Origin of the sequence: Haloarcula vallismortis ATCC 29715, from assembly GCF_000337775.1 — an archaeon.
Classification (GTDB): Archaea; Halobacteriota; Halobacteria; order Halobacteriales; family Haloarculaceae; genus Haloarcula; species Haloarcula vallismortis.
This window is the reverse complement of the sequence record NZ_AOLQ01000069.1, coordinates 1-25,812: the sequence shown is the minus strand read 5'-3', so window position 1 is coordinate 25,812 and position 25,812 is coordinate 1. Positions and strand designations below refer to the sequence as shown.

At 61.3% G+C, this 25,812-nt stretch carries 27 protein-coding genes, 1 tRNA gene, 1 other RNA gene and 1 pseudogene; 8 read left to right on the top strand and 22 right to left on the bottom strand.

What is annotated here, in order from left to right; genetic code table 11:
• Nucleotide 1: 1 nt before the first annotated feature.
• The 12 genes from C437_RS17115 to C437_RS17065 all read right to left on the bottom strand — a co-directional run bounded on the left by C437_RS17115 (nt 2) and on the right by C437_RS17065 (nt 12,838).
• Entirely contained in the window at nt 2-928 is a 927-nt protein-coding gene (locus tag C437_RS17115; RefSeq protein ID WP_004518255.1) for a precorrin-3B C(17)-methyltransferase, read from the bottom strand.
• 213 nt (nt 929-1,141) lie between these two features.
• Entirely contained in the window at nt 1,142-1,906 is a 765-nt protein-coding gene (locus C437_RS17110; RefSeq protein ID WP_004518254.1) for an SDR family oxidoreductase, read from the bottom strand.
• A gap of 146 nt (nt 1,907-2,052) precedes the next feature.
• Nucleotides 2,053-3,024 (bottom strand): cobalt-precorrin 5A hydrolase, encoded by a 972-nt coding sequence (cbiG, locus tag C437_RS17105; protein WP_004518253.1) that lies wholly within the window; start codon nt 3,022-3,024, stop codon nt 2,053-2,055.
• Nucleotides 3,024-3,935, bottom strand: coding sequence for a cobalt-precorrin-4/precorrin-4 C(11)-methyltransferase (locus tag C437_RS17100; RefSeq protein WP_004518252.1), 912 nt, complete (start codon nt 3,933-3,935; stop codon nt 3,024-3,026). The genes cbiG and C437_RS17100 overlap by 1 nt, the downstream gene beginning before the upstream one ends.
• Nucleotides 3,928-4,725, bottom strand: coding sequence for a cobalt-factor II C(20)-methyltransferase (locus tag C437_RS17095; protein WP_004518251.1), 798 nt, complete (start codon nt 4,723-4,725; stop codon nt 3,928-3,930). The genes C437_RS17100 and C437_RS17095 overlap by 8 nt, the downstream gene beginning before the upstream one ends.
• On the bottom strand, nt 4,722-5,330 hold the full coding sequence (gene cbiT, locus C437_RS17090) for a precorrin-6Y C5,15-methyltransferase (decarboxylating) subunit CbiT (RefSeq protein WP_004518250.1): 609 nt from the start codon (nt 5,328-5,330) through the stop codon (nt 4,722-4,724). The genes C437_RS17095 and cbiT overlap by 4 nt, the downstream gene beginning before the upstream one ends.
• 94 nt (nt 5,331-5,424) lie before the next feature.
• On the bottom strand, nt 5,425-6,975 hold the full coding sequence (locus C437_RS17085; protein ID WP_004518249.1) for an ATP-binding protein: 1,551 nt from the start codon (nt 6,973-6,975) through the stop codon (nt 5,425-5,427).
• Between the two features lie 97 nt (nt 6,976-7,072).
• A complete protein-coding gene (uvrB, locus tag C437_RS17080) occupies nt 7,073-9,133 on the bottom strand; it encodes an excinuclease ABC subunit UvrB (RefSeq protein ID WP_004518248.1) in 2,061 nt (686 codons plus the stop codon).
• Nucleotides 9,134-9,182: 49 nt separating this feature from the next.
• On the bottom strand, nt 9,183-9,794 hold the full coding sequence (locus C437_RS17075) for a hypothetical protein (RefSeq protein WP_004518247.1): 612 nt from the start codon (nt 9,792-9,794) through the stop codon (nt 9,183-9,185).
• 61 nt (nt 9,795-9,855) lie between these two features.
• Nucleotides 9,856-10,301: RNase P RNA component (rnpB, locus tag C437_RS19690), an RNA gene on the bottom strand.
• 339 nt (nt 10,302-10,640) lie between these two features.
• The gene (locus tag C437_RS17070) at nt 10,641-12,404 is read right to left on the bottom strand and encodes a nitrite/sulfite reductase (protein ID WP_004518246.1); all 1,764 of its coding nucleotides are present in this window, start codon (nt 12,402-12,404) and stop codon (nt 10,641-10,643) included.
• A 92-nt stretch (nt 12,405-12,496) separates the two neighbouring features.
• Nucleotides 12,497-12,838: a hypothetical protein gene (locus tag C437_RS17065; RefSeq protein WP_004518245.1), complete on the bottom strand. Its 342-nt coding sequence runs from the start codon at nt 12,836-12,838 to the stop codon at nt 12,497-12,499.
• Between the two features lie 271 nt (nt 12,839-13,109).
• On the opposite strand from C437_RS17065, the gene C437_RS20725 reads away from it, so the two are divergent.
• The 4 genes from C437_RS20725 to C437_RS17050 all read left to right on the top strand — a co-directional run bounded on the left by C437_RS20725 (nt 13,110) and on the right by C437_RS17050 (nt 14,642).
• Entirely contained in the window at nt 13,110-13,262 is a 153-nt protein-coding gene (locus C437_RS20725; RefSeq protein ID WP_169331092.1) for a hypothetical protein, read from the top strand.
• Nucleotides 13,263-13,310: 48 nt separating this feature from the next.
• Nucleotides 13,311-13,988: a DUF7119 family protein gene (locus C437_RS17060; RefSeq protein ID WP_004518243.1), complete on the top strand. Its 678-nt coding sequence runs from the start codon at nt 13,311-13,313 to the stop codon at nt 13,986-13,988.
• 34 nt (nt 13,989-14,022) lie between these two features.
• A tRNA-Lys gene (locus tag C437_RS17055) sits at nt 14,023-14,096 on the top strand.
• A 318-nt stretch (nt 14,097-14,414) separates the two neighbouring features.
• Nucleotides 14,415-14,642 carry a hypothetical protein gene (locus C437_RS17050; RefSeq protein ID WP_004518242.1) on the top strand — a complete coding sequence of 76 codons (228 nt, stop codon included), beginning with the start codon at nt 14,415-14,417 and terminating at the stop codon, nt 14,640-14,642.
• A gap of 36 nt (nt 14,643-14,678) precedes the next feature.
• Here C437_RS17050 and C437_RS17045 read toward each other — a convergent pair whose 3' ends face one another.
• From C437_RS17045 to C437_RS17030, 4 genes are all read right to left on the bottom strand, one after another.
• Nucleotides 14,679-15,542, bottom strand: coding sequence for a hypothetical protein (locus C437_RS17045; RefSeq protein ID WP_004518241.1), 864 nt, complete (start codon nt 15,540-15,542; stop codon nt 14,679-14,681).
• A 111-nt stretch (nt 15,543-15,653) separates the two neighbouring features.
• Entirely contained in the window at nt 15,654-15,986 is a 333-nt protein-coding gene (locus C437_RS17040; RefSeq protein WP_004518240.1) for a hypothetical protein, read from the bottom strand.
• A 60-nt stretch (nt 15,987-16,046) separates the two neighbouring features.
• Nucleotides 16,047-16,226, bottom strand: coding sequence for a hypothetical protein (locus C437_RS17035; protein WP_004518239.1), 180 nt, complete (start codon nt 16,224-16,226; stop codon nt 16,047-16,049).
• A 112-nt stretch (nt 16,227-16,338) separates the two neighbouring features.
• A complete protein-coding gene (locus C437_RS17030) occupies nt 16,339-16,647 on the bottom strand; it encodes a hypothetical protein (RefSeq protein WP_004518238.1) in 309 nt (102 codons plus the stop codon).
• A 79-nt stretch (nt 16,648-16,726) separates the two neighbouring features.
• On the opposite strand from C437_RS17030, the gene C437_RS17025 reads away from it, so the two are divergent.
• Complete coding sequence (locus C437_RS17025) at nt 16,727-17,140, top strand: hypothetical protein (RefSeq protein ID WP_004518237.1); 414 nt, start codon at nt 16,727-16,729, stop codon at nt 17,138-17,140.
• Between the two features lie 130 nt (nt 17,141-17,270).
• On the opposite strand, the gene C437_RS17020 is transcribed toward C437_RS17025, so the two are convergent.
• The 5 genes from C437_RS17020 to tafA all read right to left on the bottom strand — a co-directional run bounded on the left by C437_RS17020 (nt 17,271) and on the right by tafA (nt 22,647).
• Nucleotides 17,271-18,368, bottom strand: a complete 1,098-nt coding sequence (locus C437_RS17020; protein ID WP_241431707.1) for a signal peptidase I — start codon at nt 18,366-18,368, stop codon at nt 17,271-17,273.
• Between the two features lie 144 nt (nt 18,369-18,512).
• Complete coding sequence (locus tag C437_RS17015; protein ID WP_241431706.1) at nt 18,513-19,718, bottom strand: DUF5305 domain-containing protein; 1,206 nt, start codon at nt 19,716-19,718, stop codon at nt 18,513-18,515.
• 180 nt (nt 19,719-19,898) lie between these two features.
• Nucleotides 19,899-21,191 carry a TafC family fimbrial protein gene (tafC, locus tag C437_RS17010; RefSeq protein WP_004518234.1) on the bottom strand — a complete coding sequence of 431 codons (1,293 nt, stop codon included), beginning with the start codon at nt 21,189-21,191 and terminating at the stop codon, nt 19,899-19,901.
• Nucleotides 21,188-21,757 carry a DUF7344 domain-containing protein gene (locus tag C437_RS17005; RefSeq protein WP_004518233.1) on the bottom strand — a complete coding sequence of 190 codons (570 nt, stop codon included), beginning with the start codon at nt 21,755-21,757 and terminating at the stop codon, nt 21,188-21,190. Before C437_RS17005 ends, tafC begins: the two co-directional genes overlap by 4 nt.
• Nucleotides 21,758-21,978: 221 nt before the next feature.
• Nucleotides 21,979-22,647 (bottom strand): fimbrial protein TafA, encoded by a 669-nt coding sequence (tafA, locus tag C437_RS17000; protein ID WP_049919878.1) that lies wholly within the window; start codon nt 22,645-22,647, stop codon nt 21,979-21,981.
• Between the two features lie 177 nt (nt 22,648-22,824).
• Between tafA and tafE the strand changes: the two genes are divergently transcribed.
• Complete coding sequence (gene tafE / locus C437_RS16995) at nt 22,825-23,412, top strand: TafE family fimbrial adapter protein (RefSeq protein ID WP_004518231.1); 588 nt, start codon at nt 22,825-22,827, stop codon at nt 23,410-23,412.
• 82 nt (nt 23,413-23,494) lie between these two features.
• Complete coding sequence (gene tafF, locus C437_RS16990; protein ID WP_049919877.1) at nt 23,495-24,787, top strand: TafF family fimbrial protein; 1,293 nt, start codon at nt 23,495-23,497, stop codon at nt 24,785-24,787.
• Between the two features lie 63 nt (nt 24,788-24,850).
• Here the strand turns inward: tafF and C437_RS21320 are convergent.
• Nucleotides 24,851-25,072 (bottom strand): annotated as a pseudogene (locus C437_RS21320) (DUF5305 domain-containing protein); the annotation flags it as partial.
• A 160-nt stretch (nt 25,073-25,232) separates the two neighbouring features.
• On the opposite strand from C437_RS21320, the gene C437_RS20855 reads away from it, so the two are divergent.
• On the top strand, nt 25,233-25,812 hold a 580-nt coding region (locus C437_RS20855), incomplete at its 3' end, for a hypothetical protein (protein ID WP_004518229.1).

Genomic DNA, 25,812 nt, shown 5'->3' with positions numbered 1-25,812 from the left:
GTTAGAAATCGTCGACGTCACGCCCGCCGCGCGGGGTGACGAGGAACTCCTGGTAGTCGTTGCGCCAGACTTCGGTCTCGTGGGTGCCGACGACGATGGACGATCCCATCCCGCCGACCTTATCGTCGTGCTCGGACAGCTCGCCGAGCGTGGTGATGGTTTCCGTCTCGTCGTCGAGGTTCCGACCGGCCTCGCCGCGGCCGGAGTCGTTAACGATAGCGGCGGGCACGTCGTCGGCTCGTTCCTCCCGCAGAACATCGACCGCTCGCTCGTAGTCGCGCCAGCAGTTGTAGAGAACGACGACGAAGCCCGAAATGGCGGCCGCTCGAAGCTTCTCCTCGATTTCCTCCCAGCCGCGCCACTTGTCGGACAGCGAAATCGTACAGAAATCGTTCGACAGCGGCGCGCCGAGGTTCGCCGCGCCCGACAGCGCCGCGGTCACGCCGGGGACGATTTCGATTGGCACATCGTCGGCGTCGTCGGCGTCGGCCATCGTAAACAGCAGGTCGGACTTCCCGTAGACGTTCGGGTCGCCGCCGGAGACGTGGGCGATGTCCTCGCCGGCCCGGACGCGCTCGAAGGCCTCGCGGGCGAGTTCGACCTGCTTGCCCATCGACGACCGGATAAGGGTCTGCCGGCTGCCGTCGGGCCGTTCAAGCACGGCCCCTTCCTCATCGGCGATTTCGCCGTCGTCGGTTTCGCCGTCGAGTTCAGCCGACTGGGGTGGAAGCGTCCCGTCTTTCCGCAGGAACTCCTGATACAGGTTCGAGGCAATGATACAGTCGGCAGTCTGGATGACGTCTTTCGCCCGCTGGGTCATGTCGTGGGGCAGCCCCGGCCCGATGCCGACGACGTACAACGTCCCATAGTCAGCGGGGCGCGTCGCCTCGGTCGTGGCGGCTGCCGACTGGCGTCCGTCGCTGCTCATCCTGGCGCTCCGAGAACCGACGGTCGAATCTCGATACTGTGGCGCATGGTGAATACAACGCCGCTTTCGCATAAAACAATTGTGCTTGTACTAGTGCAACTGGAGGTGTTAGCAGGGAAAGTCAGCTTGTCACGGGAGTCGGAGTTCCTGATCGAGAAGACACAGAGCGTCGGCCGGTTGTGTCCGTGGTCGTGCGAATACCGCGACAGAGAATCAGGTGTTGCTCAGTCCTCCATCGACGACGAGGCTCTCGCCGTTGACGTAGGAGGCCATGTCGCTGGCGAGGAACGTCGCCGCGTCGGCGATCTCCTCGGGTTCGCCAAAGCGGCCGGAGGGGATGAGTTCCTTCAGCATCATCTTCGTCGTGTCGTCGATCCGCTCGTCCTCAAACATCTGGGTCTTGCTGTAGCCGGGATGGATGGCGTTGACTCTGATATCGTAGTTGCTCAGGCGGTCCGCGAGCGCGTAGGTGAACAGTCGAACCGCACCTTTGGAAGTGCAGTAGTTGACCAGCAGCCCGGTACCGCGGATACCGCCCGAGCTTGACATATTGATGACGGTCCCGCCGCCGTTCTCCCGCATCGCCTCGGTTGCGATCTTCGCACCGAAGAACACACCCTTCGTGTTCACGTCCATGAGGCGGTCGTAATCTTCCTCTGTGGTCTCGTAGAAGTCCGCAATCTCGGAGATACCGGCGTTGTTGACCATGATATCGATACCGCCCAGTTCCTCGGCCGCGGCGACAGCCACTTCCAGATCGTCGGGATTGGTCACGTCACACTCGACGAAGTGTGCCGTCTGGTCGGTCTCGGCTTCGACCAGTTCGTGGGTCGGTTGACCGCCCTTACGGGGCTTTTCCTGCTGGTCTGCGACAATCACGTCAGCGCCGTGCTCCGCGTACCGTCGGCAGATCGCCCGGCCGAACCCGCTCGCGCCACCCGTGACGACTGCTGTCTTGGCTTCGAGTAGTGTTGTCATACGACACCTGTCACCACAGCCGCACATGGTAAATAAGTTTAGAGTTGTAGCGCGGTGCGCAAGTTGCAGCGCCACAAGAGTGGACAGCGACCGCTCGCATGCAAGAAGTCGGGAGCGGGCGGACAGCGGTCAGGAAAGTGACGGTATTACTGCCCGATGGCGACGGTAACGGCCTCGTCGTAGCGGGTCTTCTCGGCCAGCAGGTCGTGCTCGCTGCCGGCGGCGATGGCCGACGCCTCGGCGATGCCCGGCCAGCCGATGAGCTCCTTCGACCGCGAGGGGGTCGGTCCCTCGAACTCCTCCAGCGTCTCCTTCTCGAAGGCAATGACGCCCAGCCCCCACTCTTCTGCAGCGGCAAGCATCCCCTCCTCGTCGGCTTTCCGGGTGCCTGTCGCAATAAACTCCACATCGCTGCGGTCGAGGTCGGCCTCGTCCAGCGCTTGCTCCCAGGCTGCGTGGAACTGCTCGACATCCGCGCCGGCGACGCTGCCACAGCCGAGCACGACGCCGTCGTCTTTGTTGCGCTTCAGAACGGTCACGTCGTCGTCGACCAGCACGGCTTTCGGCCCATCGAGACGCTCGATTGGGCCGAGTTCGTCGTCGAGCACGGCAAGGTTCGTCGCGACCGTCGAGTCGCCGTTGACGACGTGGGCGTCGAGCGCCTTGGCCTGCTTCTCGACGCCCTGCTTGTCGGCGGCCTCGCTCGCGGTCGTCATCGCCGGCACCGCGCCCATCGACGCCAGATCGTCGGCGACCTGATTCGCGCCGTGGTGGCCGCCGGTGATGGGGATGGCCCATGTGAGTTCCTCGTCGACGACACAGATAGCGGGGTCGTCCCACTTGTCGTCGAGCAGATGGGCCGTCTTGCGCATCGCGATACCGCTGGCCATCAGACCGATGAAGCAGTCGTATTCGCCCCAGTACTCCTCAAACACGTCGCCGTGGTATTCGAGGATGTCGATGGACTCGTAGCGGTCGCCGATGCCGTCGACGATATTCTCGGCCGTGTCCATCTTCCGCTCGAAGGCCACGATAGCGATGTTCTCGGCTACTTCGCCGTCTGAATCGGGTGCTTTGCAACCGTGTGAACCAGAGTCGTCGTCTGTGTCAGTGCTCATCAGTCGTCAGCCTCCTGTGAATCCGCGTCGCTTCCACGGTTCGCCCAGTCGCCGTAGAGGAACGACCGTTCGTAGTCCTCACCACCAACGGCATCACCAATCACGACCATTGCAGACGCCCGATACCCGGCGTCTTCCAGTTTCTCGCCGATGGTCGCAATTGTCCCCTCGATAACGTCCTCGTCGGGCCAGGACGCGTGGTAGATGGCCGCCACGGGCGTCTCGGGGTCGTGCCCATCTTCGAGCAGGCGGTCCATCGTCTCACTGACGGCGTGGGTCCCGAGGTAGATGCAGGTCGTCACGTCGCCCATGCCGACGAACTCGGAGATGTGGTCCTCGTCCTCGTCGAGCGTCTTGCCCTGCGGGCGCGTGAAGGCGACGTGGTTGGCGACCTCGTTGAGCGTCAACTGGGTCCGCATCGTCGCGCTGGCGGCGAAGGCCGACGTGACACCGGGGACGATGTAGGTCGGGACGCCCTCGTGTTCGAGCGCGTCCATCTGCTCCAGCGCCGCGCCGTAGATCGCCGGGTCGCCGCTGTGGAGCCGGACGACGGTGTCGCCGGCCTCGTAGGCGTCCCGCATCAGCGGAATCAGCTCTTCTAAGTCCTTGCCGATGGACGACACCGTTTCGGCGTCCTCGCAGTATTCATCGAGCAGTTCGCTGTTGACGAGTGACCCTGCGTGGACCACGAGGTCGGCGTCGGCCAGCAGTTCCCTGCCGGCAACAGTCAGCAGCCGGGGATTGCCCGGCCCGGCCCCGACGAAGGGGATGCCCTCCTGCTCGTCGCCGGCACTGTGCTCGTACACGCGGTCGTCACGGTTGCCGGCGACGGAGTCGATGGCTGTCTGGGGGTCTGTCTCGGCCGCCTCCGTCGATACCTCGTCGTCGGGGGTCGTCGTGTCGTCAGTCATGGTTCACCTCGTCACCGCACAGGGCGGCTTCGGAGCGTTCCTGTCGCAGTAGTTCCCCGGAGCCGTTCTCGCCGCCATCGGTTACGACACCGCTCTCGTCGGCCGCTTCGAGGAAGGCGTCAGTCGCCTGCTCGACACGGGTCTCGGGCTTCTCGGCGTAGGCCAGCGTGTAGTAGTCTCGCTCGTCGATCTCGCTCGGGTCGTCCGTGACAACTGTCTCGCCCTGTTCCATGAACAGCCGGCGGCCGTACACCACGTCGTAGCCGGCCTCAATCAGGCCCTCGTGGGTCGCCGGCGCATCGGTCACCTTGAACAGAATCATCCGGTCGGGGCCGGTCGGCGACGCGCCGCGGTCGGCTTCCCGGAGTGCGAGGCTCGACCCCGCGGTGATTTCGACGCCCAGCGCCGTCGCAAAGGCCGACATGGCGCTGACGCCGGGCACCACTTCGAGGTCGACCTCGGGGTGGAACGCCGCGAGGGTCCGGCGGAGGTGGCCAAAGGTCGAGTAGACGTTCGGGTCCCCCAGCGTGACGAAGGCGGCGTCGCCGTCGCGGGCCGTCGGCGCAATCTCGGCGGCGGCGTCCTTCCACGCCGCACGGAGCTTCTCTTCGTCGCGCGTCATCGGGAAGTCGAGGTCGCCGATGCGCTCCTCGGGGACGTGTTCGGTCGCGACCGAGCGCGAGAGTCGGCCCGGCGAGTACACCACGTCGGCAGATTCGAGAGCGCGCTTGCCCCGCACCGTCACGAGGTCCGGCTGGCCGGGACCGAGGCCGATACCGTAGAGGGTCATCGCTGCCCCCCGTTCGCGGTATCGGCGTCACTCGGCCCGCCAGCGCCGTCGGCGGCAACGTCCTCGCTGGCGCTGCCGACGAGCATATAGACGGGGTTCTCCGAGTTGAAGCTCGTCGCACCGGCGAGTTCGTAGCCGTGGCTCACCTGGAACTGGACGACCTCCTCTAATATGTCGCGTTCGCGGAACGCCTCCGTCGCCGCGCCGGCGACTTCGAGCCGCGAGACGTTCATCACGATGCGGTCGACGCCGGTCTCGACGGCGTGGTCGAGGATGGCCTCGTAGTTGCGTGACCCGCCGAGAAAGAGGGCGTCGGCGTCGTCCGGCAGGCCCTCCGGGGCCTCGGCCTCGCGCAGTTCGACATCGGCGTCGATGTCGTTGGCCGCGAGATTCTTGCGAGTCACGTCGAGTCGATTCCCCTTGCGTTCGAGCGCAGTGACCCGCCCGGCCCGGCGCGCCGCCGTGATGGTGACGGCACCGGTACAGGACCCGACCTCCGCGAAGTGGTCGGACCCGGTGAGAGCGAGTTTGCTAGCGAGGACGGCCCGGACCTCCGGCTTGGTGGGACCGGCCTTCGCATCGTGTGGGAGCGAGACGCGGGACATCACGCTATACAACTGCAGTAGCGCGTAAAACAATTTTGGTTGTATTAGTCCAAGCGTAGATGATAACAGGATTCGGCGAACAGTCTTGCGGGAGTCAGGGAGGCCAGACACGGCAGCCATAGCGGTAGAGCGCAGCCAGAGAACCACCCCAGAGGAGATGCCCCAGCAGTGCCACCGCGCTAAGATTCGGGAGACTCGCCTCGATACCGACAAGCGAGAGCCACACCGGCATGATGAGCCCGCCGGCGACGAGCCAGAGCGCGAGCGACCAGCCGAGAGCGATTCCGTGGTATCGGACCCGGTCGGAGCGGTGGTCCGGCGCAGTCTGGACCAGCGCGGCGTACACCAGGCCGAAGACGACGCTGTGGAAGGTATGAGTTATCCACCCGACCAGGGCGTTCTGGACGCCGTACAGCGCGCCGATGACCGGGACGCTCCCGGAGAGTAGCTGCATCGGTACGCCCATCACGACGCCAGCAACGAGCGACGTCCCGGCCGCGAGACCCAGGCGACGCGGCGACAGTCCCAGCACGTCGTTCGACCGGGGCGTCACGACCCCGCCGTCGGCCGAAACTCGCGGCAGTGTCAGCGTTATCGTCGTCCCCTCGTCCGTAACGGTCGCCCCCGTTTGCCCGCCGTAGCTCCGCACAAGCAGGCGAACGAGGTCCAGCCCGAAGCCGGTCGAGCGGTCCTCGTAGGTACCTATCTCTCCGCGGTCGAGCAAGTCGAGTTGCCGCTCGGGCAACCCCGGGCCGTCGTCGCTGACGCTGATAGTCACTGTGTCCTCGCTCTCGGCGACTGTGACCTCGACCCGGGGGCTGTCGCTGTCGTTGTAGACGACCGCGTTCTCGACCAGATGGGCGACGAGCGTATCGAGCATCGCGTTCGCCCGCACCTGCAGGTCCGCTGGCACGTCGGTCCGCAAGTCGTACTCCGCGGTCGGGTGGGTCTCCCGGACTGCGTCGACGCCCGATTCCACGCATGGGACCACGGGAACGACGTCCAGCGACAGATCAGTCCCGTCGTGGGTGATGTGTTTCATGTTCTCGACGACCTGCTGAACGCCGGCCGAACGGTCGTCGATGACCGACAGGACGTCGGCCGTCCCCACGCTGTCTCGGGACTCCGCGATCTCTACCCGGCCCCGGATGACCGTCAGCGCGTTCAACACCCTGTCTCGAAGGATACGGTTGACCAGGTCCAGCCTGGCGGCCTGCTGTTCGAGTTCGTGTCGCTGTCGGTTCGACCGCCCGGCGTAGACGCCGGTGAGCGCCCCGCCGACGCCGCCGCCAATGAGGAAATTCGACAGATATGTCCGACTCCCCCCAGCGGACAGCGGTCCCATCCCGCCGTTGCCGACCAGCGTCAACAGAACAAGGACAAACATCGCGCCGGTACCGGCCAGACACCACAGCGTGACTGTCCGAACGAACCCGCGTTCGAACTCACCGACAGAGAGGGCGACACCGAACGCCGACAGCCCCAGTCCGAGGACCAGCGGTAGCACGCCGCCGAAAACGAACGCTGTCGGGCCGCCACTGACCGCCAGCGTGACAGTAAACCGGGTCAGAAAGAAGCCGAGGCCGGCGACGACGAGACCGGCCGGTGAGAAGCCACGGCACAGAGAGCGGATGTAGTCGAGCATGGTCCAGCCCCAACAGTTACCGTCGAGATACGTACCATTTCACGTCAGGGTACAAATCGGTTCCCCAGGTCCGACGCGGGCTGAGCGGACCGAGGAATCAGAACTCTGGCCCGGGAGCCGGCACGCCGTCGCTGCCGTCGCCGCCATCTAAGTCGAACTCCTCGCGCAGTTCGCGGATGCGGTCGCGGATGTCGGCGGCCAGTTCGAACTCCAAGTTGTCCGCGGCCTCCTGCATCCGCTCCTCCAATTGCTCGATCTGGCGGGCGGCCTCGTCAGGGTCGCTCGCGCCGTCACTGGAGATACCGCCGGTGTCGGTCTTGCTCCCCGGCAGGTTCGTCTCGCCGACTTCCTTCTCGATAGTCGTCGGCTCGAAGCCGTGTTCCTCGTTGTACTGCTGTTGGATGCGCCGGCGGCGCTGGGTCTCCTGAATGGCCGACTGCATGGCGTTGCTGCGCTTGTCGGCGTACAGCACCACCTCGCCGTTGACGTTCCGGGCGGCCCGCCCCATCGTCTGGACGAGCGTGGTCTCCGAGCGCAGGAACCCCTCCTGGTCGGCGTCCAGAATCGCCACGAGAGACACCTCCGGGATGTCAAGGCCCTCCCGGAGGAGATTGATGCCGACCAGCACGTCGATGTCGCCCAGCCGGAGCGAGCGGATGAGTTCGTGGCGTTCCAGCGTGTCCGTCTCGTCGTGCATATAGGCGACGCTCACGCCGGACTCCTCTAGATACTCCGTGAGGTCCTCGGCCATCCGCTTTGTCAGCGTCGTGACCAGCACCCGCTCGTCGCGCTCGACGCGCTCGTCGATCCGCCCGAGCAGGTCCTCGACCTGCCCCGTCGCCGAGGCGATTTCGACAGCCGGGTCCACGAGGTGGGTCGGGCGGACAATCTGCTCGACGACCTGGTCGCTGTGTTCGCGCTCGTAGTCGCCGGGCGTCGCGCTCACGTACAGCGTCTGGTCGGTCTTCTCCTCGAACTCCTCGAAGGTCAGCGGGCGGTTGTCGAAGGCCGTCGGCAGGCGAAAACCGTTCTCGACGAGGCTCTCCTTGCGGCTCTTGTCGCCCTCGAACTGGCCGCGGATCTGGGGGAGCGTCTGGTGGGACTCGTCGACGACGGTGAGGAAGTCATCCGGGAAGTAATCCAGCAGCGTGTAGGGAGCTTCGCCGGTTTCGCGGTCCGAGAGGTGGACCGAGTAGTTCTCGATGCCCGAGCAGTAGCCCGTCTCCTGCATCATCTCGATGTCGAACGTGGTTCGCTCCTCGATGCGCTGGGCGGCGACGTGGTTCCCCTGGCGCTCGAAGTAGCTGATGCGCTGGTCCAGCAATTTTTCGATTTCGTCGATGGCCCGCTGTAGCCGCTGTTCCGGAATCGAGTAGTGCTCCGCCGGGTGAATCAGCGCCGCCGGCTCCTCGCTCTTTACTTCGCCCTCGAGTGGGTCGATCTTCAGCATCCGGTCGATCTCGTCGCCCCAGAACTCCACGCGCAGGGCGTAGCGGCCGTACATCGGATAGATCTCCAGCGTATCCCCGCGCACGCGGAAGGTCCCCTGCGTGAAGTCCACGTCGTTGCGCTCGTAGTTCAGGTCGACCAACCGCTTCAGGAGGTCGTCGCGCTCGATCTCTTGGCCCACCTCAAGCGAGAGGGACATGTCGACATAGTTGCGTGGGTCACCGAGCCCGTAGATAGCTGAGACGGATGCGACGACGATCACGTCGTCGCGGGTGAGCAGCGAGCGCGTCGCAGAGTGACGTAGCCGATCGATTTCGTCGTTGATGGAGGCGTCCTTGTCGATGAAGGTGTCCGTCTGCTCGACGTAGGCCTCGGGCTGGTAGTAGTCGTAATAAGAGACGAAATACTCGACGGCGTTGTCCGGGAACAGCTCGCGGAACTCCTCGTAGAGCTGGGCCGCGAGAGTCTTGTTGTGGGCGATGACAAGCGTGGGCTGCTGGATCTCCTCGACGAGCCACGAGACGGTGTTTGTCTTCCCGGAGCCAGTCACGCCGAGCAGGGTCTGTCGGTCCATCCCCTGACGGAAGCCCGACGCGAGCCCTTCGATGGCCTCGGGCTGGTCGCCTGCCGGCTCGAACGGGGCGTCGACGCGGAACGCACGGTCGACATCTGGACGGTCAATGGAGAGTGGTCCGCCGGTGTCGCTCATTACCCAGATGTCGGGCTGGACGGACTTGAGCCGCGTGGTTCGTGAAGGGTTAGCAGACCGGCTTGGGGTTCACGCCGAGGTCTTCCAGCGTCTCGAAGTACTCGTCGTAGGCTGTCGAGACCACGTCGATGGCAGCGGCCTCCGCCGCGTCCCAGTCGTCGTCGCTCTCACACACCGCATCAAGGAGTTCGGCAGCCTCGTCGCGGAGGTCCACCACGTCGCTCCCGGCGCTGCGGAACGTACTCGCCGTCTGTGGGTCCGCCTGCCCGGTGAAGAAACCGGTGTACTGCTCTTTGACCTTCTTGTCGACGAGCGACCAGCCGACGAAGCCGCCGAGGCGTTCGACGGTCCCGTCGAGGCCGTCGAGCACGGCGTGCATCGCGGGCGTCCGGTCGACCGGGTCGGCGTCGAGACTGTCACGACGCTCGGCCGTCTCGGCCGCCGCGTCGGCGAACAGCGCCGCCGCGTCGTCGTGGCCGTCGTCACTCCAGGCGTCGAACGTCTCGTGGGCCGCCTCCTCGCGGGCGGCCGCCGCTGCCAGCACCACGTCCGGTTCCATCTCGCCGCGGGTGTCGGCGTACAGCGTCTTCGAGGAACCCAGTCGGGAGAGTTCCGTCTGCTGGTCGTCGCGAACGGCGTCGATAAGATCGGCTGCGGTCATACTCTGGCTTGCGGCCGGCGCGGGCTTGTAACCATCGAAGCCACGGCTCGGCGGCTAACGTGGCTGCGGGGAGTAAGCCCCCTTCTGTTCGGGCCAGCATTCGGCTGAGCGGCCACGTCCAGCGCTTGCGCGCGGTGTCGGACTACCTGTCGACGCGGCCTTGCACCGGTGAGGTTTCGCCGTTCCATCGGTCCGTCGCCGGAAGCGTGGGGCGCGTCAGCGGCCCACGCGTGGAGCACGGATGTGGTCCACAAACGCGCACCCGGAGTCACCGGGCGCAACTGCCCTCGGTGGGTTAACTCTCCCTCGCTTTGGCGGCGTGCCACACCGTCTGGTGCGGTACACAGCCTCGCTCGGGATTCGCACACCTCATTGGTCCGGCGACGACGTGTCGTTGCTGTTCCAGAGCCGACGGTCTCCCGCCCCGGACTTGCGCCCGGTCACCTGTCCGACAGGTGGGGGGACTTTCCTCATGGCTTGCGCCACGGGAGCCGGCCTCCCGCTGCCAGATACTGCTACGCCAGTGCGGCGAATAAGGCTTACCAACCACCTTTTTTCACCGGGGGTTCGCGCTCGCCGTCGGCGAGCGCTCAACCCCGGCGAAAAAACGTGGGCGAAAAAAGCGCGAATCGCGTCGCGATTCGCGTGAAACCGCTCGCTTCGCTCGCGGTATGCTCGACAGCAGCAACAGTACTGTATTTGTGTCCCGTTTGCAGGCAAGCCTGCCCTTCCCCGGGTCGCGCGACGGAGCGCGCTCCCGGCCACGGCAGAGAAGAGAAGTAATCAAAACGCGGGCAGCCACGCGATTCAGCGACAATCGAACCGAGAGTGCCCAGTAGCGTGGACTTAGTCGTCGGACGGCAGCGGCTCGCCGGAGCCGTCGGTCGGCGCGGGCGAGGACTGCATGTCGTCGTCTTCTGCGTAGGGGTACCACGTCATCTTCGTGTTGTGCATGTACGGGTCGTGGTAGTCAGTCTCTTCGGGTTCGACCATCTCGGCCAGCGTCTCCTCGTCGCGGTCCTCGACGAAGTCACGGAAGGTCTCGCCGCCCTCGCGGGCGTCCTCGAAGTTGTTGACGAGATTCTTGATAGCGCCGGGGACTTCGTCGGCCGGGACGCGCATCTCCACCCAGTCGGCAAAGCGCGGGTCGTCGCCGAGGCCGCCGCCGAGGCCGATGTCGAGCGCCTCGACCGGTTCGCCGTCCTTGCGGGTTTTCATGCCACGCAGGGAGACGTCTGCGATCTGGGGCTGGGCACAGGAGGCCGTACAGCCCGAGAGGTGGATGTGGAAGTCCTTGTGGTCCTCGGGCAGTTCGACGTTGTCCTTGAGCCAGCGGGCGTAGCGGACCTGACGGTTCTTCGTCTCGACGATAGAGAGCGAGCAGTACTCCGTGCCCGTGCAGGCGATGGAGCCGCGCATGAACGGCGACGGCTCGGGGGAGTAGTCCTCCAGTAGGGGTTCGCTCGTGAACGCGTCGAGGTTCTCCTCGGGCACGTCGGTAACGATGATGTTCTGGCGCTGGGTGAGTCGGACCTCGCCGGAGCCGTACTCGTCGGCGAGTTCAGCGAGTTCGATAACGTCGTCGGCACCCATGCGGCCGACGAGCACGTTCAGGCCGACGTAGTAGTTGCCGTCCTTCTGTTCGTGAATCCCGACGTGGTCGTTGTGCCCGTCCTGGGACCCAGTGTTGTAGCTGTACTGGTCGCGCATGTCCTCGCCGGCGGTCTCCAGTTCGAAGTCAACGTACTCCTCCTGCAGGACCGAGCGCATCTTCTCGGGGCCCCATTCGTCCATGAGGAACTTGATGCGGGCGTTGAAGCGGTCCTCGCGGTCGCCGTGCTCGCGGAAGAGCGTGGACATGCCGTGGGCCACATCGGCGGCCTGCTCCGGCGGGACCCACACGTCGATGTCGCGGGCGAGGCGCGGTTCCTTGCGGGAGAGGCCGCCGCCGATACGGACGTTGAAGCCGAGTTCGCCGTCCTTCTCGGCAGGCTCGAAGGCGAGATCGTTGATGTCGCCCTGGCCACAGCCCTCGTCACAGCCGGCGATGGCGACCTTCCACTTGCGCGGGAGGTTCGAGTAGTCGTCGTTGCCCTTGAACGTCTCGTGGAGGTCCTCGGCGACGGGCCAGGCGTCGACGTGCTCGTGTTTGTCCTTGCCGGCAACGGGGCAGCCGACGATGTTCCGCCAGGAGTCACCACAGGCCTGTTGCGTTCCCAGGCCGACGGCTTCGAGCTTCTCGAAGATTTCCGGGATATCCTCCAGTTTGATCCAGTGAAGCTGGATGCTCTGGCGAGTCGTCCAGTCACAGTAGGCGTCGCCGAACTCGGGGTTGTCGGCAGGCCCGCTGGCGTACTCCTTGGCGACCTCGCCGATGACTTCGAGCTGGCCGGGCTTGATGACGCCGTTCGGCGTCCCGATGCGCATCATGAAATAGGACTCCTGGCCGGAGCGCTGGTGGTACAGGCCCCACCACTTAAAGCGCTCGAACCAGGCGTCGTGTTCGTCTTCGGGAATGGCGTCCCAGCCCTGCTCTGCAAACTCCATCAGGTGCTCCCGAATCTCGTTACCGTAAACCTCGTCTTTCCATTTCTCGACTTTACTGGGCATAGCTAATGTGTTCTTCCACAAGTCTCACAGACTTATACAACACACTTTGCCGTCAACCGTCTCCCCCACTCCCCGAAACAGGATATTATTTCCTATTTTTTGGCGTTAGCAAGCCGGGTACGCTTCTCCGGAAAATGGACGCTCTCGTGGACAACACCGTAGAATTCGCCAGAGTCAGGGTCTACGACACGGCCGACCGTCAGCCAGTCGGTAACGCCGCTTTCACCGCAGGCGATGCACTGTCCGGCTATTCGGGCCTGAATATCCGGATAATCTACGCCCACTTCCACGAACCCCTCTGCGAGGAAATCCGTCGTCTCACACCCACAGAAGTCGCTTCGAGCCAACAACCACAGGTCCGAGACGTTCACTTCCCGCGAGTCATTGACGGAAATCCAGGCCCCGTCGTCGAGCTGGTGAACGTCGGTCGTCATTACATCTCATTAGATTCCCGGGACACCTGAGGGCATCGGCGGTCGCAAGTATCACCGGGGTCGGGTCGAATCCGCCGCAGTCATGCGGTGACTGTACCAGACATAATAACCCGCTATTTCGTGGGTGCTGTACGAGATAGATACATTTGTTGCCTGTAAGTCGCAGTGCGGGCCAAGCTTACAGCAGAGTCCGTCCTTAAGATAGTGGGGCCATTACAGAAGAGTACGACATCCCGTGGCGGCCACTCCGGTCGTCGCTGTGAGAGAAACGATGACGAACGCACAACAGACCCACGACGACAATGCCGAGCGCGAAGAGCCAACGACAGACCACCTCGACGATGTCGAGGACGGGTGTGGCTGCACAGAGATCTGGGAGCACATGAGCGAAGAGCGCGAGAGCGAGAGCGTATCCGACGACTAACACCCCTGTACGGGGTACTTTTGTGCGACGCTCCCTAATCACGTATCGATGCCTGAGGGGCCCGATAAATACATTCCATCGACCGACCGTGAATCACCGGTCGGCAAACCGGTCATCCGCGGGGACCCGGCACTCACTGGCCAGCGACCCGAGGAGGCTATCGAGTTCGATCCCGACGACCCTGAGAGCCTCGAACTCGCCGCCAGAACAGTCGAGAAGTTCTCCCAGAACACCGCTGGTGCCGACGACAACGTGTTCATTCTGCGGGGCGCGGCCGCATGTGCAGCCTTGGTCCGTGGTGAGGGGTCCTACAAGGCCGCGTCCGAGCGGGCCGGTGGCGAGGCGTCAATCTCGTTCATCCGCAAGTGGTCCCGCGTACACGATCTCCCGCGGTCGGTCCGTATTCACGTCGCCATGGGAGAGATCGCGCCGACGGCGGCCAAGCACATCGCCAGGGTCTCCGGCGAATCCCGCCTCATGCTGGCGTGGGCCGCGCTCGACCACGACCTCACCGTCCGCCAGATCCGGTCGGTCGCCAGCAGTGTCAATGATGGCGCGTCCGTGGACGCGGCACTCGCCAGAAACGGATACGCGCTGGGTGAGATGCGGACACAACTCGGCCGCGATGCCTACTGTCGCCTCCGCCGGCAGGCCGCGCTCGACGGGGCGTCTCCCGGGGAGGTAATCAGTGAAGCTATCGAATCGTACTTCGACGACGGACCGTAAGGTCTTAATCGCCGCTCCCCCGAGCGAATAGCGAGGGCCGGTAGCTCAGTTAGGCAGAGCGTCTGGCTTTTAACCAGATGGTCGGGGGTTCAACTCCCTCCCGGCCCGCTTTTGCGACGAACGGACGTGAGGAGCAAAGCAGCTACGGAGGGCGTTGAACTACGGCACGAGCGAACGTAGTGAGCGAAGTGCAGGTGGTTCAACTCCCTCCCGGCCCGTGCAGTGAACCGATGAGCTGCGCGAATCGGTGAACGAACCGGGCAGGAAGGAGTTGAATCCTGAGAGTCGCAGCGTCCGAGCGAACTGAGGACGACCGTCGCTCTTCGGCTCAACCCCCTCTCGGCCGTGTTCTATGAACGAAAACAGCGCGACAGCGAATAGTCCGAGACCGGTTCATTTACCACGAAGACAGCGAATGTCACCAGTATGGACGGAACTACCGGTACAGTGCAGCGCGTGCTCACACAGCCGTTGCGCCCGCTAGGTGTCACTGTCGGCGTCTTGCTCGTCGTCGCCACGCTCGCGGCGGTTGCCGGCACACCGTGGCAGACGCACGCCTCGATGGCGGCGGCAATTATACAGATGGTCGCGGCGGTCCTGATGGGTGTAATCGGTGTCGGGCTGGCGTACATCGCCTGGGCAGCCGAGGCGTAAGTCAGTCGGTAACAAAGCCGAAAACAGACGTCGTTGTTATCCGCGGACAGGCATATACGCCATCCCAAGCATCAACACGGCAGCGATGCCCGAGAGAATCGAGACGCCCCAGATACCGTTCTTGCGCTCGTGGAAGTAGTCCTGCTGGTCGAGCGTCGCCTGGTACTGGTCGTACTGCTGAATCGGGACGATCTGGACGGTGTGATGGTCTGGGAAGTGAGTGAAGAACTGTTGTCCGCTCAGCGTGACGTTCCCACCTTCGGAAAGTTCAATTGTGTTCTCGCGCGGGGCAACCCATTCGAGCGTCGCGCCATCAGCAGTCACTTCGGATATCGTGGTCTCCTGAGTACCGCTGTCGGTCGCGTACGGGTAGGTGTCACCGGTGGAGAACGACACCGTTTCCGGCTCTGGGAGCCATTCAGTTAGCGGGACCTGCGTGTTGTTCGACCGGTAGACCACGTACTCAGTCCCGTTCTGGGTTGCCAGTGTGTTCTTGACCGAGGAGTCCTCGGCGAGGAGCGCACTGACGTTGAGTTCTTCTTCGAGGGTCACCGTACTCTCGTTGCTGTCAGTAAGCACGCGGTAGGTGTCGTTCTGATACGTCGTCGTAGTGTTGTGCTCTACCGTCGCAGTGTACTGTGACGATTCGTTCGTCCACGAGAGGTCAGCTGCCATACTGCCTCCACCGCCGCCGTGGCCGCCGCCGCCGCCGGACATGTGGATGTTCGTGGCCGTGTATTCCGTTCCGTCGACAGTGAACGTACTCTCGTTGGTCAGTTCGGCGTCAGCGTCGAGCGACACCGCCGGCTGCTGACTCTCCGCGACGCCGATGTAGGCGTACGCAGCAACACTGATAACGAGGAAGAACGCGAAGTACGCCGCCGCGGCTCGTCGTTGCATATCAGGACGGTCAGTCGCCGGGCCGTTTAATGATTACTTTTCGAGCGCATCGGTCCGCGGGTGACACGGGCCGCTCGCCCCGGCAACGGCGGTGCCAATGTGTCGCACCGGTCAGGCCGTTTCGGACTCTCCCGCAAGAACGTCGTAGCTTTCCAGTGTCCCTGCCATTGGGGGTGCATCCGGGTCGTCTTTCTGTTGTGTGCCATAATCCATCCAGACGCCGCTCGTGTAGCTGTACATCTCGAAGGCAGTGTCGGTCTCGACGACCATGTCGATGACGGCGTCCTCTGGAGGGTCATCGAGCACGACGGCCGACCGAACGTCGTTGTCGTGGTGCATCACCCAGACTGCGGTGGCACCGTCGATGTCGTCAAGTAAGGCACTGGCTTCCGCCGGTGAGAACGGGCGGTGGGGCCAGTCGTCGACGGGTTCTGGTTCGTTCATACTGGGAGAACGGGCCGGAGCGGCATCGGTGTTCCCCCGTTGGTCGGAGTCACCCGACCGTCAGTCAGCGAAGTAACTGGTGAAAAAGCCGGACAGGAACGACGAAACAGCGACGGCCATGGCCATATCAGTCAGGCTCCATGGCGCGTCTTCGTCATCAGCCAGCCAGACAGTGATAGCGACGCTGACCACCAGCGAGACGATTCCGTTGAGGAGGTGCTTGCTCTTGAGCAGACTCATACGGCCAACTGTTGGTGTGGGATTCGTATAGAGATTGCCCCCCAAGCGGTGTTTGCTGACTGATGCGGCGGTACCGAGTTAGCCACACGGGTTGGGTCCGGCACTGTGACAGTTACCCGTCACAGCAGACCGTGTATCGAACGTCGGCCCGGGCAAGCGATTCGACCCTTTCGACGGCGCTATCGATGGTCTCGAACTGGCCAAACTTGCTCACGACCGCACCGTCCGCGCGTAACACGACTGTCCACCGGCGTCCGTCCGGGCCATCGCTCTGTTCGAACGCGAACTCGCGGTCGGGCAGTCGAGCGACGACCGGGCCGTCAGTCGTGACCGTCCACGACTCCTCATCAGCGAGCATGCACTCCAGTGCCGTTTCGAGTCGTCGGGCGAGTCTGGCCGTCGGTTCGTCTCGCGCGTCCATACAGGACCGTCGAGGTGTAGAAGTATAAGCCGTTGTGACGCGACACAACGTTCAAACGGCCCAAACACGTACAGTAGGTGTGACTCAGTCGCTTCTCGTCTACGACGGCAGTACCGACCTGTTCCGGCGCGCTGCCGAGACGATCACCCGCTGTGCCACGGACATCACGCCGGTCCCCTGGGAATCCGAGGCGATTCAGGCGTTCCTTCAGGCGCAGTTCAATGACCTGCCGTTCGCGTTCATTCTTATCGAGGGGGAGTCGGTCCACGTCGGCGAAGCGGCGGTGAAGGAAGCACTGGAAGGGCTCGACGTCGCAGCCCCCGTCGCCCGGTTGGCCGAACAGGTGTATCCCACCGCTGCCGGGCCGTTCGGGCGCGTCGTCCACGGCCGAGTCCCGGCCGACATCCATGGGACCTTTCCGCTGGACGAGGCGGCGAAAGCACACATCGAACCACTCCGGCGAGTCCACACGATACCTGTCGAAACAGAGTAATTGGGGTGAAGAGAGACATGGTCGGCCAAGGCTGGCCCGTTGCGGGATAGCGCGGCCCGCAAACTCTAGGGTTACCGTTGGCGATGAGTCTGGACAATGCACCGCCACGCGACACTGAATAATCGTCCTGTCACAGCAGTCGACGCTTTAATCGGAGGTAAAGCGAGATGTCTCGGTCAGAGTCACGAACGCGCCGCTTCTCTGTCCCGAGTAATCCGATAACGAACGCCAGTACCGCCACGGTGAGCGCCGCATTGATCACACCCAGTGCCACCAGTGGGTGAATGTCGTGCATCGCGATAATAACAGTCGGCGGCAGCAAGACGATGTAACGGTGCTCAGAGACAGTCACGACCTTCTGTTCGCCTCGTGGCGGGGCAGGTGCATACAACGCTGTCGAGTCCGTCTCTCCGCCCGGAACGTCGAGCCACCGATTCTCGATTGTCGTGCGGCCGGAGGCGTTAAACACGACGAGCATCGTCACCAGCGCGTCTTCGTTGTTGGCGACAAGCGTTGCTTCGACCGGGTCGCCGGGGGCGATATTGTTCCCGGCTGCGATCTCGCCCGACGGGATCTGGTGGGTCGAACTCGGAGCCACCATTGCGATGTTGGCCGGGACGATGATGATTGCAGTCAGAAAGAGCGCGGCGTACCGTGGATCGAAGGTGTCCTGCCCGCGCGAGCGCGCTCGTTCGCGCGACGACCCGTTCACGACCCCGCTGCCGAGGCTTATGGCGAACAGTATCACGCCGGAGACCAGCATCACCGTACCCGCCTGCCAGGACTCGGCTGCCCCCTCAACCCCAAGGACCGTGGTAACCGCAGTCAGAATATTCGTCACGACGACGCGGCCGGCGAGAATGGCAGTGCCGAGGTTCGGGATTGTCACCACCTGTCCGCCGGGCTGCCAAGCGATTGCGACGATTTGGCTGTCGGTCACTGGGGGTTCAGCCCCATCCTGATCTGTGAACGGGTTTGCATCCCCCCGCGTAATGTATCCCCGCTCAGTTTCACCGACGACTCGATGTGTCGTCAGTTCTCCACCGCGAATCTCCTGTGACTGGAAGACGATGACATCGCCCTGCTCAATGTCGCCTGCGGCCTGCGCCGGAATCGCGACGAAGCCATCCCCCTGCTGAATCGTTGGCGACATACTGCCGGACACGACGAAGCTCAAAAGCACTGGCTGCCCGACCAGTGCGCCCACGATGAGTGTCAGGACCAACACGAAGCCAGCAATTGTCAGCCCCCTCGTCACATATGTTCGGAGCATCCAGTGTATCGCTACGCGATGTAGACCAGCAGAATATAAATCGGTGTTGCTCAGTCGAGCAGAGCCATCAACAATTACAGGACGTGCTGGCCGATGGTGTCACCTGTCGTTCGAGTCGCGCGTGTCGCTTTCATCAGGGTGTGTCCCACCAGTGCTCTCGGTCGAGTCACTGAACAGCAGGTTGGAAAGCGACGCTGTCTCTTGTTCTGTGTCTTCTGCGACAGGGTCGGTATCGCCAGTCGCCGGTGACGCAAGCGGGTCAACGGCTGGCGGAGCCGTGTACGTGTAAATTTCGCTGTCGACGAGGACAGCATACTGATCACCGTGTTCAAGTACCCGCCTGTCACTATCGATAGCGATGTCGACGAGGTCGACCAGCGAATCCGTCGGTACGGGCGTCCGGTCGCCGGCGTCCGGAATCCGTGCCGTAGAGATCCACTCGTCGAAATCGTCACGCGCACGCTCGAACTCGTTGCGCACTCGTTCGCGGTCGGTGACTGCCAGCCAGCCGCGCCAGCGTGCCGTCCCAAGGAAGGCCATAGAGAGCAGTCCAAGCACACAGAGTGCAGGCCCGCCGTACAGTTCCAGCCGCGTCGGCTCAATAGTCCGGGTCACCTGCTCGGTCGCCTCGTAGGAACCCGCGTCCTGTGTGGTCGTGCTAACGCGATAGACGCTCTGCCCGGGCACGATCTCGATGCGGTCGGTGCGGGTGTCGGTGAACGTCTCCCCGTCGACCGACGACTCGACGGTCGTGTCGGCGACGAGTAACACCTCGGTCTGTCCGGGGGCGGCCCCGAGGTCGTTTTGTATTGCTTCGGTGCGGTTGAGAATTGTCGGAATGTCGACACTGACGGTCGTTTCGGTCGCTTCGCCGTCCTCGATTTCAACGCCGTCGAGCGTCTCAAGCGAGTCGCGTGTCTCCCAGTGGACCTCCTGATTCCCGTTTCGCTCCTCAACAGCACGGATGACCAGCGACAGGTCCGTCGAGGTGTCTGCCGGGTTCCCGTCAGTGTTGTCGTGTGAGACAGTATATGTGCCCTCAAGCTCGGGCGACGCCGTCGTGAAATACAGCGACCGGTTGGTGAGTTCCTCGCCGGCACTGAACACCTCGGTGTCACGCGTCACTGTCGCGCCGTGCTCGAACTCGCTTTCCACTGTCCACGTGCCAGTCGTTTGCTGCTCGACGACCGTTTCCGCGCCGTCGACGTGGCTGTCGTACGTGACGTAGCCACCAGCGAGCGTTACTGCAAGTGCAACGAGTAGTACCAGTACAAACCAGCGGTTGAGGGCGGAGCGGACAGACACTGAAAGTAGATTATTCATTTTCATCGTTTACACCCGGTAGTCTGCGATGTGACGTGGCCACTATCCTCGTCGGGACCGGCACACCAACGTTTTCTGCTTCATTTGATTCGCTGTTGACCATGTTGTTCGTTGCACGCGCTACGGGCAGTGTGATTTATTGAATCAATACGCTCACAGAATTCACCCACCGATACTACCACCATCGCCGGCTTCACTTGTCTTGTGGAGGTTTAGCACCTGCTCGGTGGTGAGCGCGGTGTCGTAGGCTTTTGGCTCGTCCATGAGACCATCGAATGGAAAACTAAGGTTTCTATTACCGTCGATCCCGTTGCCTATCCGGAGTGGTGCATCGGACCCAGACGGATGTTTTATTTTGTCAACATCTATTTTGTCAACAATTTCACTGTTTCTATTTACGTATACCCTATCAGGTTGTTTAGACGGCCAGTGGGTCCAGACAACATGGTTCCAATCACCCCCGCTTACTGTTGCACCCGTGTTTATCTCATTGGTTTTTCCATTTTTCTGCCCAGTTTCTATGCCAATTTCAAATTTATCGTCATATATATTGCCAGTTTCACTGAGGAAAAACTGGTATCCCTTCTCAGCGTCAGAATCTTGATTATACCTGGGAGATTTCCATTTACTGAATAGTCGCGCGTACCAATTCGGAATCGAAATCGGTTTTATCCAAACTGAGAGCGAAAAGTCATCGGTGAAATCTAATTTAGAAGAGGGAGATGTCGTAATAACGTCATCATCGCCTGAACGGAATCTGTCGCCGCGGAAATCAAGCACGGTGCCACGCTCATCAATGGATAACGGATCTGGCTCATAGCCATAAAAGCGTCCACGACGCCGCCCTACGTATTGACGGCTGGCGTTGTTGCCACTCCAGATATCTTTGATAGTTTTTCCGTCTATTCCATCAAAGTCCCAATACGAAAGCCGCGGATCATCGTAGGTAACGGTAGATACTCGTTCGAGCGTTACCTTTTGATTGTCGTTTTTGGTAGCAACGGAGACATACAGAGTGACATCGTACGTGCTGTTGTCAGATTCGGAGGGCGTGGACGAGAGCGTGTCAAGGGTTGCTTTGATACTCTTGGTGGATTCTGTTTCGATCGTATCTGGTATGTCGAGAATCTTATTAGTGTTTTCCTTGAACAGCGTGTCGGGCTGAACGATGTTCCCATTACTGTCCTTAATCTCAACACTCGCCGATACGACGTTGATATCTGCGCCCAAGTTGTTTGTCAGTTTTATTAGCGACACTGTCTCTCCGGGCCCTCCGCTGGTAGCTTTTATTTCTACTCCGACAAGTGGACCACTGGAACTGTTGTCAGCAGTTGTGTCAATATTTACCTGACGCTCAGCAGTCACATCTGTGAACCCGCCAGTCCCCCAGGTAAGGAGCCCGGCACCGCTACCGATCAGCGCGAGTGCACTCCGGCGAGTCCACTTCTTGCTCATGTTTCAACATCCGGCGGCGTCTCACCAGCTCCCAGACGGAGTTGTCGACTCTGCCAGACGTGATACAGCCCGGAGCAGAGGAACAGCGCGACGACGAGGGCCGCCCACGCGAGGTCGGGCACGCTCGCCGGGAACACGCCCAGCCCGGCCGCGCCGACCACAGCGCCGGAGAGGACTGCCAGCCCGAGGTAGTACTGTCCCCACGGGATGGAGTCCTCCGGCACGACATCCATGTACACGTCGAGATCCGCCGCCTGCTCGGTCAGCGTGACCGTGCCGTTGTCGTAGTCGATCACGCCCGCGCGGTCCATCGCGGGCAAGTGCGTCTGTTGCATCGACGTGTACACGCGATGGCGTTCACTGGACGTGATCTCGCTCTGCGCTTTTCCGTTTTCCCACGCCGCTACCTGTTCTGCGATATCCGACAGCTCAGACGCACCGTCCGTCTGCTTCGCTACGTGGAGCGCGTATCGCCGGCGGTGATTACTGAGTAATTCAAACACCTTATCCCGCGTAATCGCGTTACCAGCCCCTGTCTGGTCGCTTTGCTTCCCACCCACAGCCATTAGCTATTGGTTTGTTTATAGTATAAAAAGTCTTCTGGAGTGTCACTGGTAACAAACTGAGTATGAATTAGATATTTAATAGATAAAAATTTGGTGTCACTAGATTTGAAAATTCTTCATCGCCCGCCGGCAGCAATGACGAGAAAGAACTACATCACAGAATCTGGTCGCAGCAATTAAAAGTAAACTACGCTGTTTCTTGAGTTATTGAGCCCAGATCGTCAGTTACTGCTCGAAATGCTAATATCGAGGTCTTCATTCTTACCCGAAGTTTCTGTCGCAACTTTGGCATTGCTCGAAGTACTGCTTGAAATCGAGACAACTGCGCCGTCGCTAACCGACTTTTCATCGACTTTCGTAAGCACATCGCCGCCATTGCTTCCCCCGAACGTAACGTCAAACGTGGCGCTGTTGTCGCTGTTCGGTATGAATTCGAAGAGCCCGTTGTATCCGAGCGTCGAGTTCGGCGGGAGGCCGTTCTCTTCGCCAAAGACGATCGTTACGTCGTTGGCGACAAGGCTCACGTACTCGTGGCTCACGTTGTCGTATGTTCCCTCCGTACCAGGGTCCGCTCCGTTCGAAGCCCCCGGATTAGCGGGGAACAGGGTGTTTGCATCGACAGAGGTGTCATTGGGCCCCTTGACTGAGACATCAGCAGACGACGTATCAACGAGTACGTCGACGGCGTTGTTGGTGATCGTCGTCGCAATCTCGTCTTCGGTAGATTGTTCTGCACCCTCTACGAGGCCGCTTGTACCACTATCTGCACCGAAAACATTCACCTCTACTGAACGTGTCGCGCTAACGCTCGTAAATGCGCCCGACCCAAAGAGCGCCCCACCACTGATTGCCAGTCCACCGAGTCCCGTAAGTACGTTTCTGCGATTCATAGTTGTAGTTAGTCAGCACGTTATGGCCGTGCCGTATCAGATACAACAGTTTCCGGGGACTTACTATTAGGCTGCTTGAGTGGAGTTATAGCCGTGCCTGAGCCGTTAATGGGCGGCATTAACCACGCTCAGGCACGTCAATAGTAACTGGTGGACTAGCGTTGTGTAACACAACAGATGAGACTCAATCGACGCAGTGTCCTGCTCGGACTCGGGACAATCAGTGCGACTGTCGGCGGCGCGTTCGGTTCTGGTGCGTTTTCCTCTGTCGAGGCGACGCGGACAGTTGACCTCAATACTTCTGACGATTCAGATGCGCTTCTGGGCTTCGAGCCCAACGGGGACCCGAATAACATAATCGACACAGAGGACACGTCCGGTGACACAGCAACTGATGGCGGTGACTCTGTAATCAAACTTCAACAGAAGGATCTCAATCAGAACGCGACAACCAAATTTAACGACGCTCTGAAAGTGGTCAATAGAGGAGACAAGGATGTCGGTGTCTCAGTAGATAATACGGGTAATACGAGCTACATTGGAGACGGGAAGCTGCTGGATATACAGCACGGTGGAAATTCTATCGTCGGTAACGGCGATTCCGGACGCGGATACGCTGCGGACCTTGCTTCCGATGATGGAAACGGTAATCCCGGCAATGTTACGCTTACAATCGTCATCAATCTTCAGGAGAATATTGACGAGAACATAGACAATGTTAGTGAGATAGTCTTCGCAGCTCGGCAGAAAGATTACGACGTGTGATCGTCCTGGCGGCAGGAACCTGCACTACAACAGAGTGTAACTGACCCGGAAACGCACTGATCTAATGCTTTCAGGCTGCGATATGAAATGGTACTTCGCCCTTGGACTCGCGTTCATCGTCTGCGGGACAGTCATGTCCACGGGCGCGGCCCCGCTTTCCGAGCCTGTCGATGACCTCGCTCCGGAGGCGGACACCGGGGTTGCGCTGGCCCCGGCTGACACGCCCAACGGCGACCGCTACGCGTCGTTTGACAGCAACGACGAGCTTGTTATTTCTGTTGACGTTGTTTCCAGTACGAAGACGATATTCGACGACGTATTCGTCGTCGGTTTTTCCGGAGTCACTGGGAGTGACGAGGCAGCAACGCTCCGGCTCGAACACGATAGCGAGTGGCTGGACATCTACAAGAATACTGATGCGGGCACACGCGAGTCGGTCGATGAGACGGGGAACACGATGACGCTTGAGCCCGGCGAGCAGGCAACACTCGGGTTCGCGGTGACGACCGACGCCGACAGCCCGAGCTCTCTCTCCGAGACAGTGACCTACAGGATGGAGGTCCCCGATGCTGAATCAAGCACCGGTGGTAGCGGCGGTGGAGGCAGTGGAGGAGATGGCGGTAGTGCGGGCGGTGGTAGCAATGGCGACAGCGACGACAATGCTGATACGAGTGGTAGCGATGACGGTGACACCGATGTGGGCAACAGTGACGGCACAGACACAGCCAACGGTGGCGGCGACACCAATCCGAGCGATGGGAATGGTACTGACGGCGGGGACGGCGCTAACCCAGAGACGGTGACACCAGTTGACGAATCAACCGAGACGCCCGCTGGAGCCAGTGACGATGATGCTGGCGTCGAAGCACCGACCGATGAACCGGCTGAGATGCCCACCGACGGCGAAGAGGAGACCGAAACCGTGGCCGGCGGTGGCGCTGAACCCGTGCCGTCGACGCCCGAAAGCCAACAGCCAGCCGAGCCGAGCGGATTCGCGCTTGATCTCGACCCCGCATTCGGGGTTAACTGGGGATCGTGGTCGTTCATCGCTGGCCTGCTCGCTGTAGTGACGAACTACCTCGTGCAGACGCGATATCATGATGTCCGCCCGGTACTCCAGACACAGCCGAGTGACCGTCGGCAGCGGTTCCGCCGCATCGCTGTCCGCGAAGCAGCAATCGGTTTTGTCGGAATCGTGCTCACGGTACTTGTCGCGTCAGCGGTTTCGGGCGCTGGCTTCGGCCCAGTTCCACAACTGGTCGCCTCGCTCGCGTTCTCCGCTGGAGTCGGCACAGTGACCGGGTACCGACTGCTCCCGAAACTCGATGCACCGTCCGAGCCAAGTGCCACCGACGGCGGCACGGAAACGCAGTAATACAACTCGCTCAGTCCGACGATTCAGCGTTAGTATCCTTCACAGCGACGGCAGTCCCAGGTTCACTGGAGCGACCTTCCGGAGGTACACGGGTTGGCTTTCGAGCACTTTACCATCTGGAAACGCTGAGATACCGTTGCGAACTGTCGCATTGTGGGAGAACTATCCTGACGATTGTCACGATGACACCTGCCGCGTGGTCGTGTCCGTTCCCGGAGCAACGTGGCCCGTATACGTGAGATATCCGCCAACAGCAGCGATGTCTGCGATTCTACAGTTCCTCATGTCAGCTATTATAACGAGCAGATTTGTCCACTCCCACCGCAGAATCAGGTCTGATATCCATAGCCGAGCGCTTATTTAAATAAGACGGATACACGCTCATATCAAGAAAGACACCGACAAGCGGACGAGAGGATCGGTACGACAAGTCGTTTCTGCGCAGTTGCAGGTATTCGATATTGCCCTTGTTCTTTCGTTTCCACTACTCCTGTGGATCGGGTATAGCCTTCCACTAAGCATCGGTGAATCACTCGTTTTTAATTACGCGAACCCAACACTGCTTGCAGCGTTTTTGTCGTCGTTCATTCATTTCGACTTCGGACACCTGATTACGAACGCCGGGTTGTACGCCCTCGTAGTCCCAATACTGTATGTCCTAAGTGCCTTGAGCGGTCGTCAACAGCAGTTCCGAGTGTTTGTCTTCACCACCTTCCTTGCGTTTCCTCCTGTCCTTTCGTATCTGAATCTCGCAATCGCCAGGCCCTCCGTAACGTTCGGTGCCTCGGGAGTCGTCATGGTATTTGTCGGCTACCTACCACTGGCACTGAGTGAGTACCTCGACACGAACTTCGATATCGGTCCAGTTAGCGTGTTCGCGCCAGCCTTGTTCTTTGCAAGTTTAGGGTTCATTTCAGTGTTGAGCCTCCAGTCCGTGCTCCTTCAGAACCCGACAGTACTGCTGGGCACCGCCGGTCTAGTTTTAGCGACAGTACTCAGTACGATACTGTATGGCCTCTCAGTCA

Bases quoted from the DNA above. Each gene is read 5' to 3' on its own strand.
- C437_RS17115 (WP_004518255.1), bottom strand. From the start codon at position 928: ATGAGCAGCGACGGACGCCAGTCGGCAGCCGCCACGACCGAGGCGACG.
- cbiT (WP_004518250.1), bottom strand. From the start codon at position 5,330: ATGTCCCGCGTCTCGCTCCCACACGATGCGAAGGCCGGTCCCACCAAG.
- C437_RS17075 (WP_004518247.1), bottom strand. From the start codon at position 9,794: ATGACCGCAGCCGATCTTATCGACGCCGTTCGCGACGACCAGCAGACG.
- C437_RS17035 (WP_004518239.1), bottom strand. From the start codon at position 16,226: ATGAGTCTGCTCAAGAGCAAGCACCTCCTCAACGGAATCGTCTCGCTG.
- tafE (WP_004518231.1), top strand. From the start codon at position 22,825: ATGAGACTCAATCGACGCAGTGTCCTGCTCGGACTCGGGACAATCAGT.
- C437_RS17100 (WP_004518252.1), bottom strand. From the start codon at position 3,935: ATGACTGACGACACGACGACCCCCGACGACGAGGTATCGACGGAGGCG.
- C437_RS17050 (WP_004518242.1), top strand. From the start codon at position 14,415: ATGGACGGAACTACCGGTACAGTGCAGCGCGTGCTCACACAGCCGTTG.
- tafF (WP_049919877.1), top strand. From the start codon at position 23,495: ATGAAATGGTACTTCGCCCTTGGACTCGCGTTCATCGTCTGCGGGACA.
- C437_RS17060 (WP_004518243.1), top strand. From the start codon at position 13,311: ATGCCTGAGGGGCCCGATAAATACATTCCATCGACCGACCGTGAATCA.
- C437_RS17005 (WP_004518233.1), bottom strand. From the start codon at position 21,757: ATGGCTGTGGGTGGGAAGCAAAGCGACCAGACAGGGGCTGGTAACGCG.
- C437_RS17065 (WP_004518245.1), bottom strand. From the start codon at position 12,838: ATGACGACCGACGTTCACCAGCTCGACGACGGGGCCTGGATTTCCGTC.
- tafA (WP_049919878.1), bottom strand. From the start codon at position 22,647: ATGAATCGCAGAAACGTACTTACGGGACTCGGTGGACTGGCAATCAGT.
- C437_RS20725 (WP_169331092.1), top strand. From the start codon at position 13,110: ATGACGAACGCACAACAGACCCACGACGACAATGCCGAGCGCGAAGAG.
- C437_RS17030 (WP_004518238.1), bottom strand. From the start codon at position 16,647: ATGGACGCGCGAGACGAACCGACGGCCAGACTCGCCCGACGACTCGAA.
- C437_RS17110 (WP_004518254.1), bottom strand. From the start codon at position 1,906: ATGACAACACTACTCGAAGCCAAGACAGCAGTCGTCACGGGTGGCGCG.
- C437_RS17070 (WP_004518246.1), bottom strand. From the start codon at position 12,404: ATGCCCAGTAAAGTCGAGAAATGGAAAGACGAGGTTTACGGTAACGAG.
- cbiG (WP_004518253.1), bottom strand. From the start codon at position 3,024: ATGAGCACTGACACAGACGACGACTCTGGTTCACACGGTTGCAAAGCA.
- C437_RS17040 (WP_004518240.1), bottom strand. From the start codon at position 15,986: ATGAACGAACCAGAACCCGTCGACGACTGGCCCCACCGCCCGTTCTCA.
- tafC (WP_004518234.1), bottom strand. From the start codon at position 21,191: ATGAGCAAGAAGTGGACTCGCCGGAGTGCACTCGCGCTGATCGGTAGC.
- C437_RS17085 (WP_004518249.1), bottom strand. From the start codon at position 6,975: ATGCTCGACTACATCCGCTCTCTGTGCCGTGGCTTCTCACCGGCCGGT.
- C437_RS17045 (WP_004518241.1), bottom strand. From the start codon at position 15,542: ATGCAACGACGAGCCGCGGCGGCGTACTTCGCGTTCTTCCTCGTTATC.
- uvrB (WP_004518248.1), bottom strand. From the start codon at position 9,133: ATGAGCGACACCGGCGGACCACTCTCCATTGACCGTCCAGATGTCGAC.
- C437_RS17095 (WP_004518251.1), bottom strand. From the start codon at position 4,725: ATGACCCTCTACGGTATCGGCCTCGGTCCCGGCCAGCCGGACCTCGTG.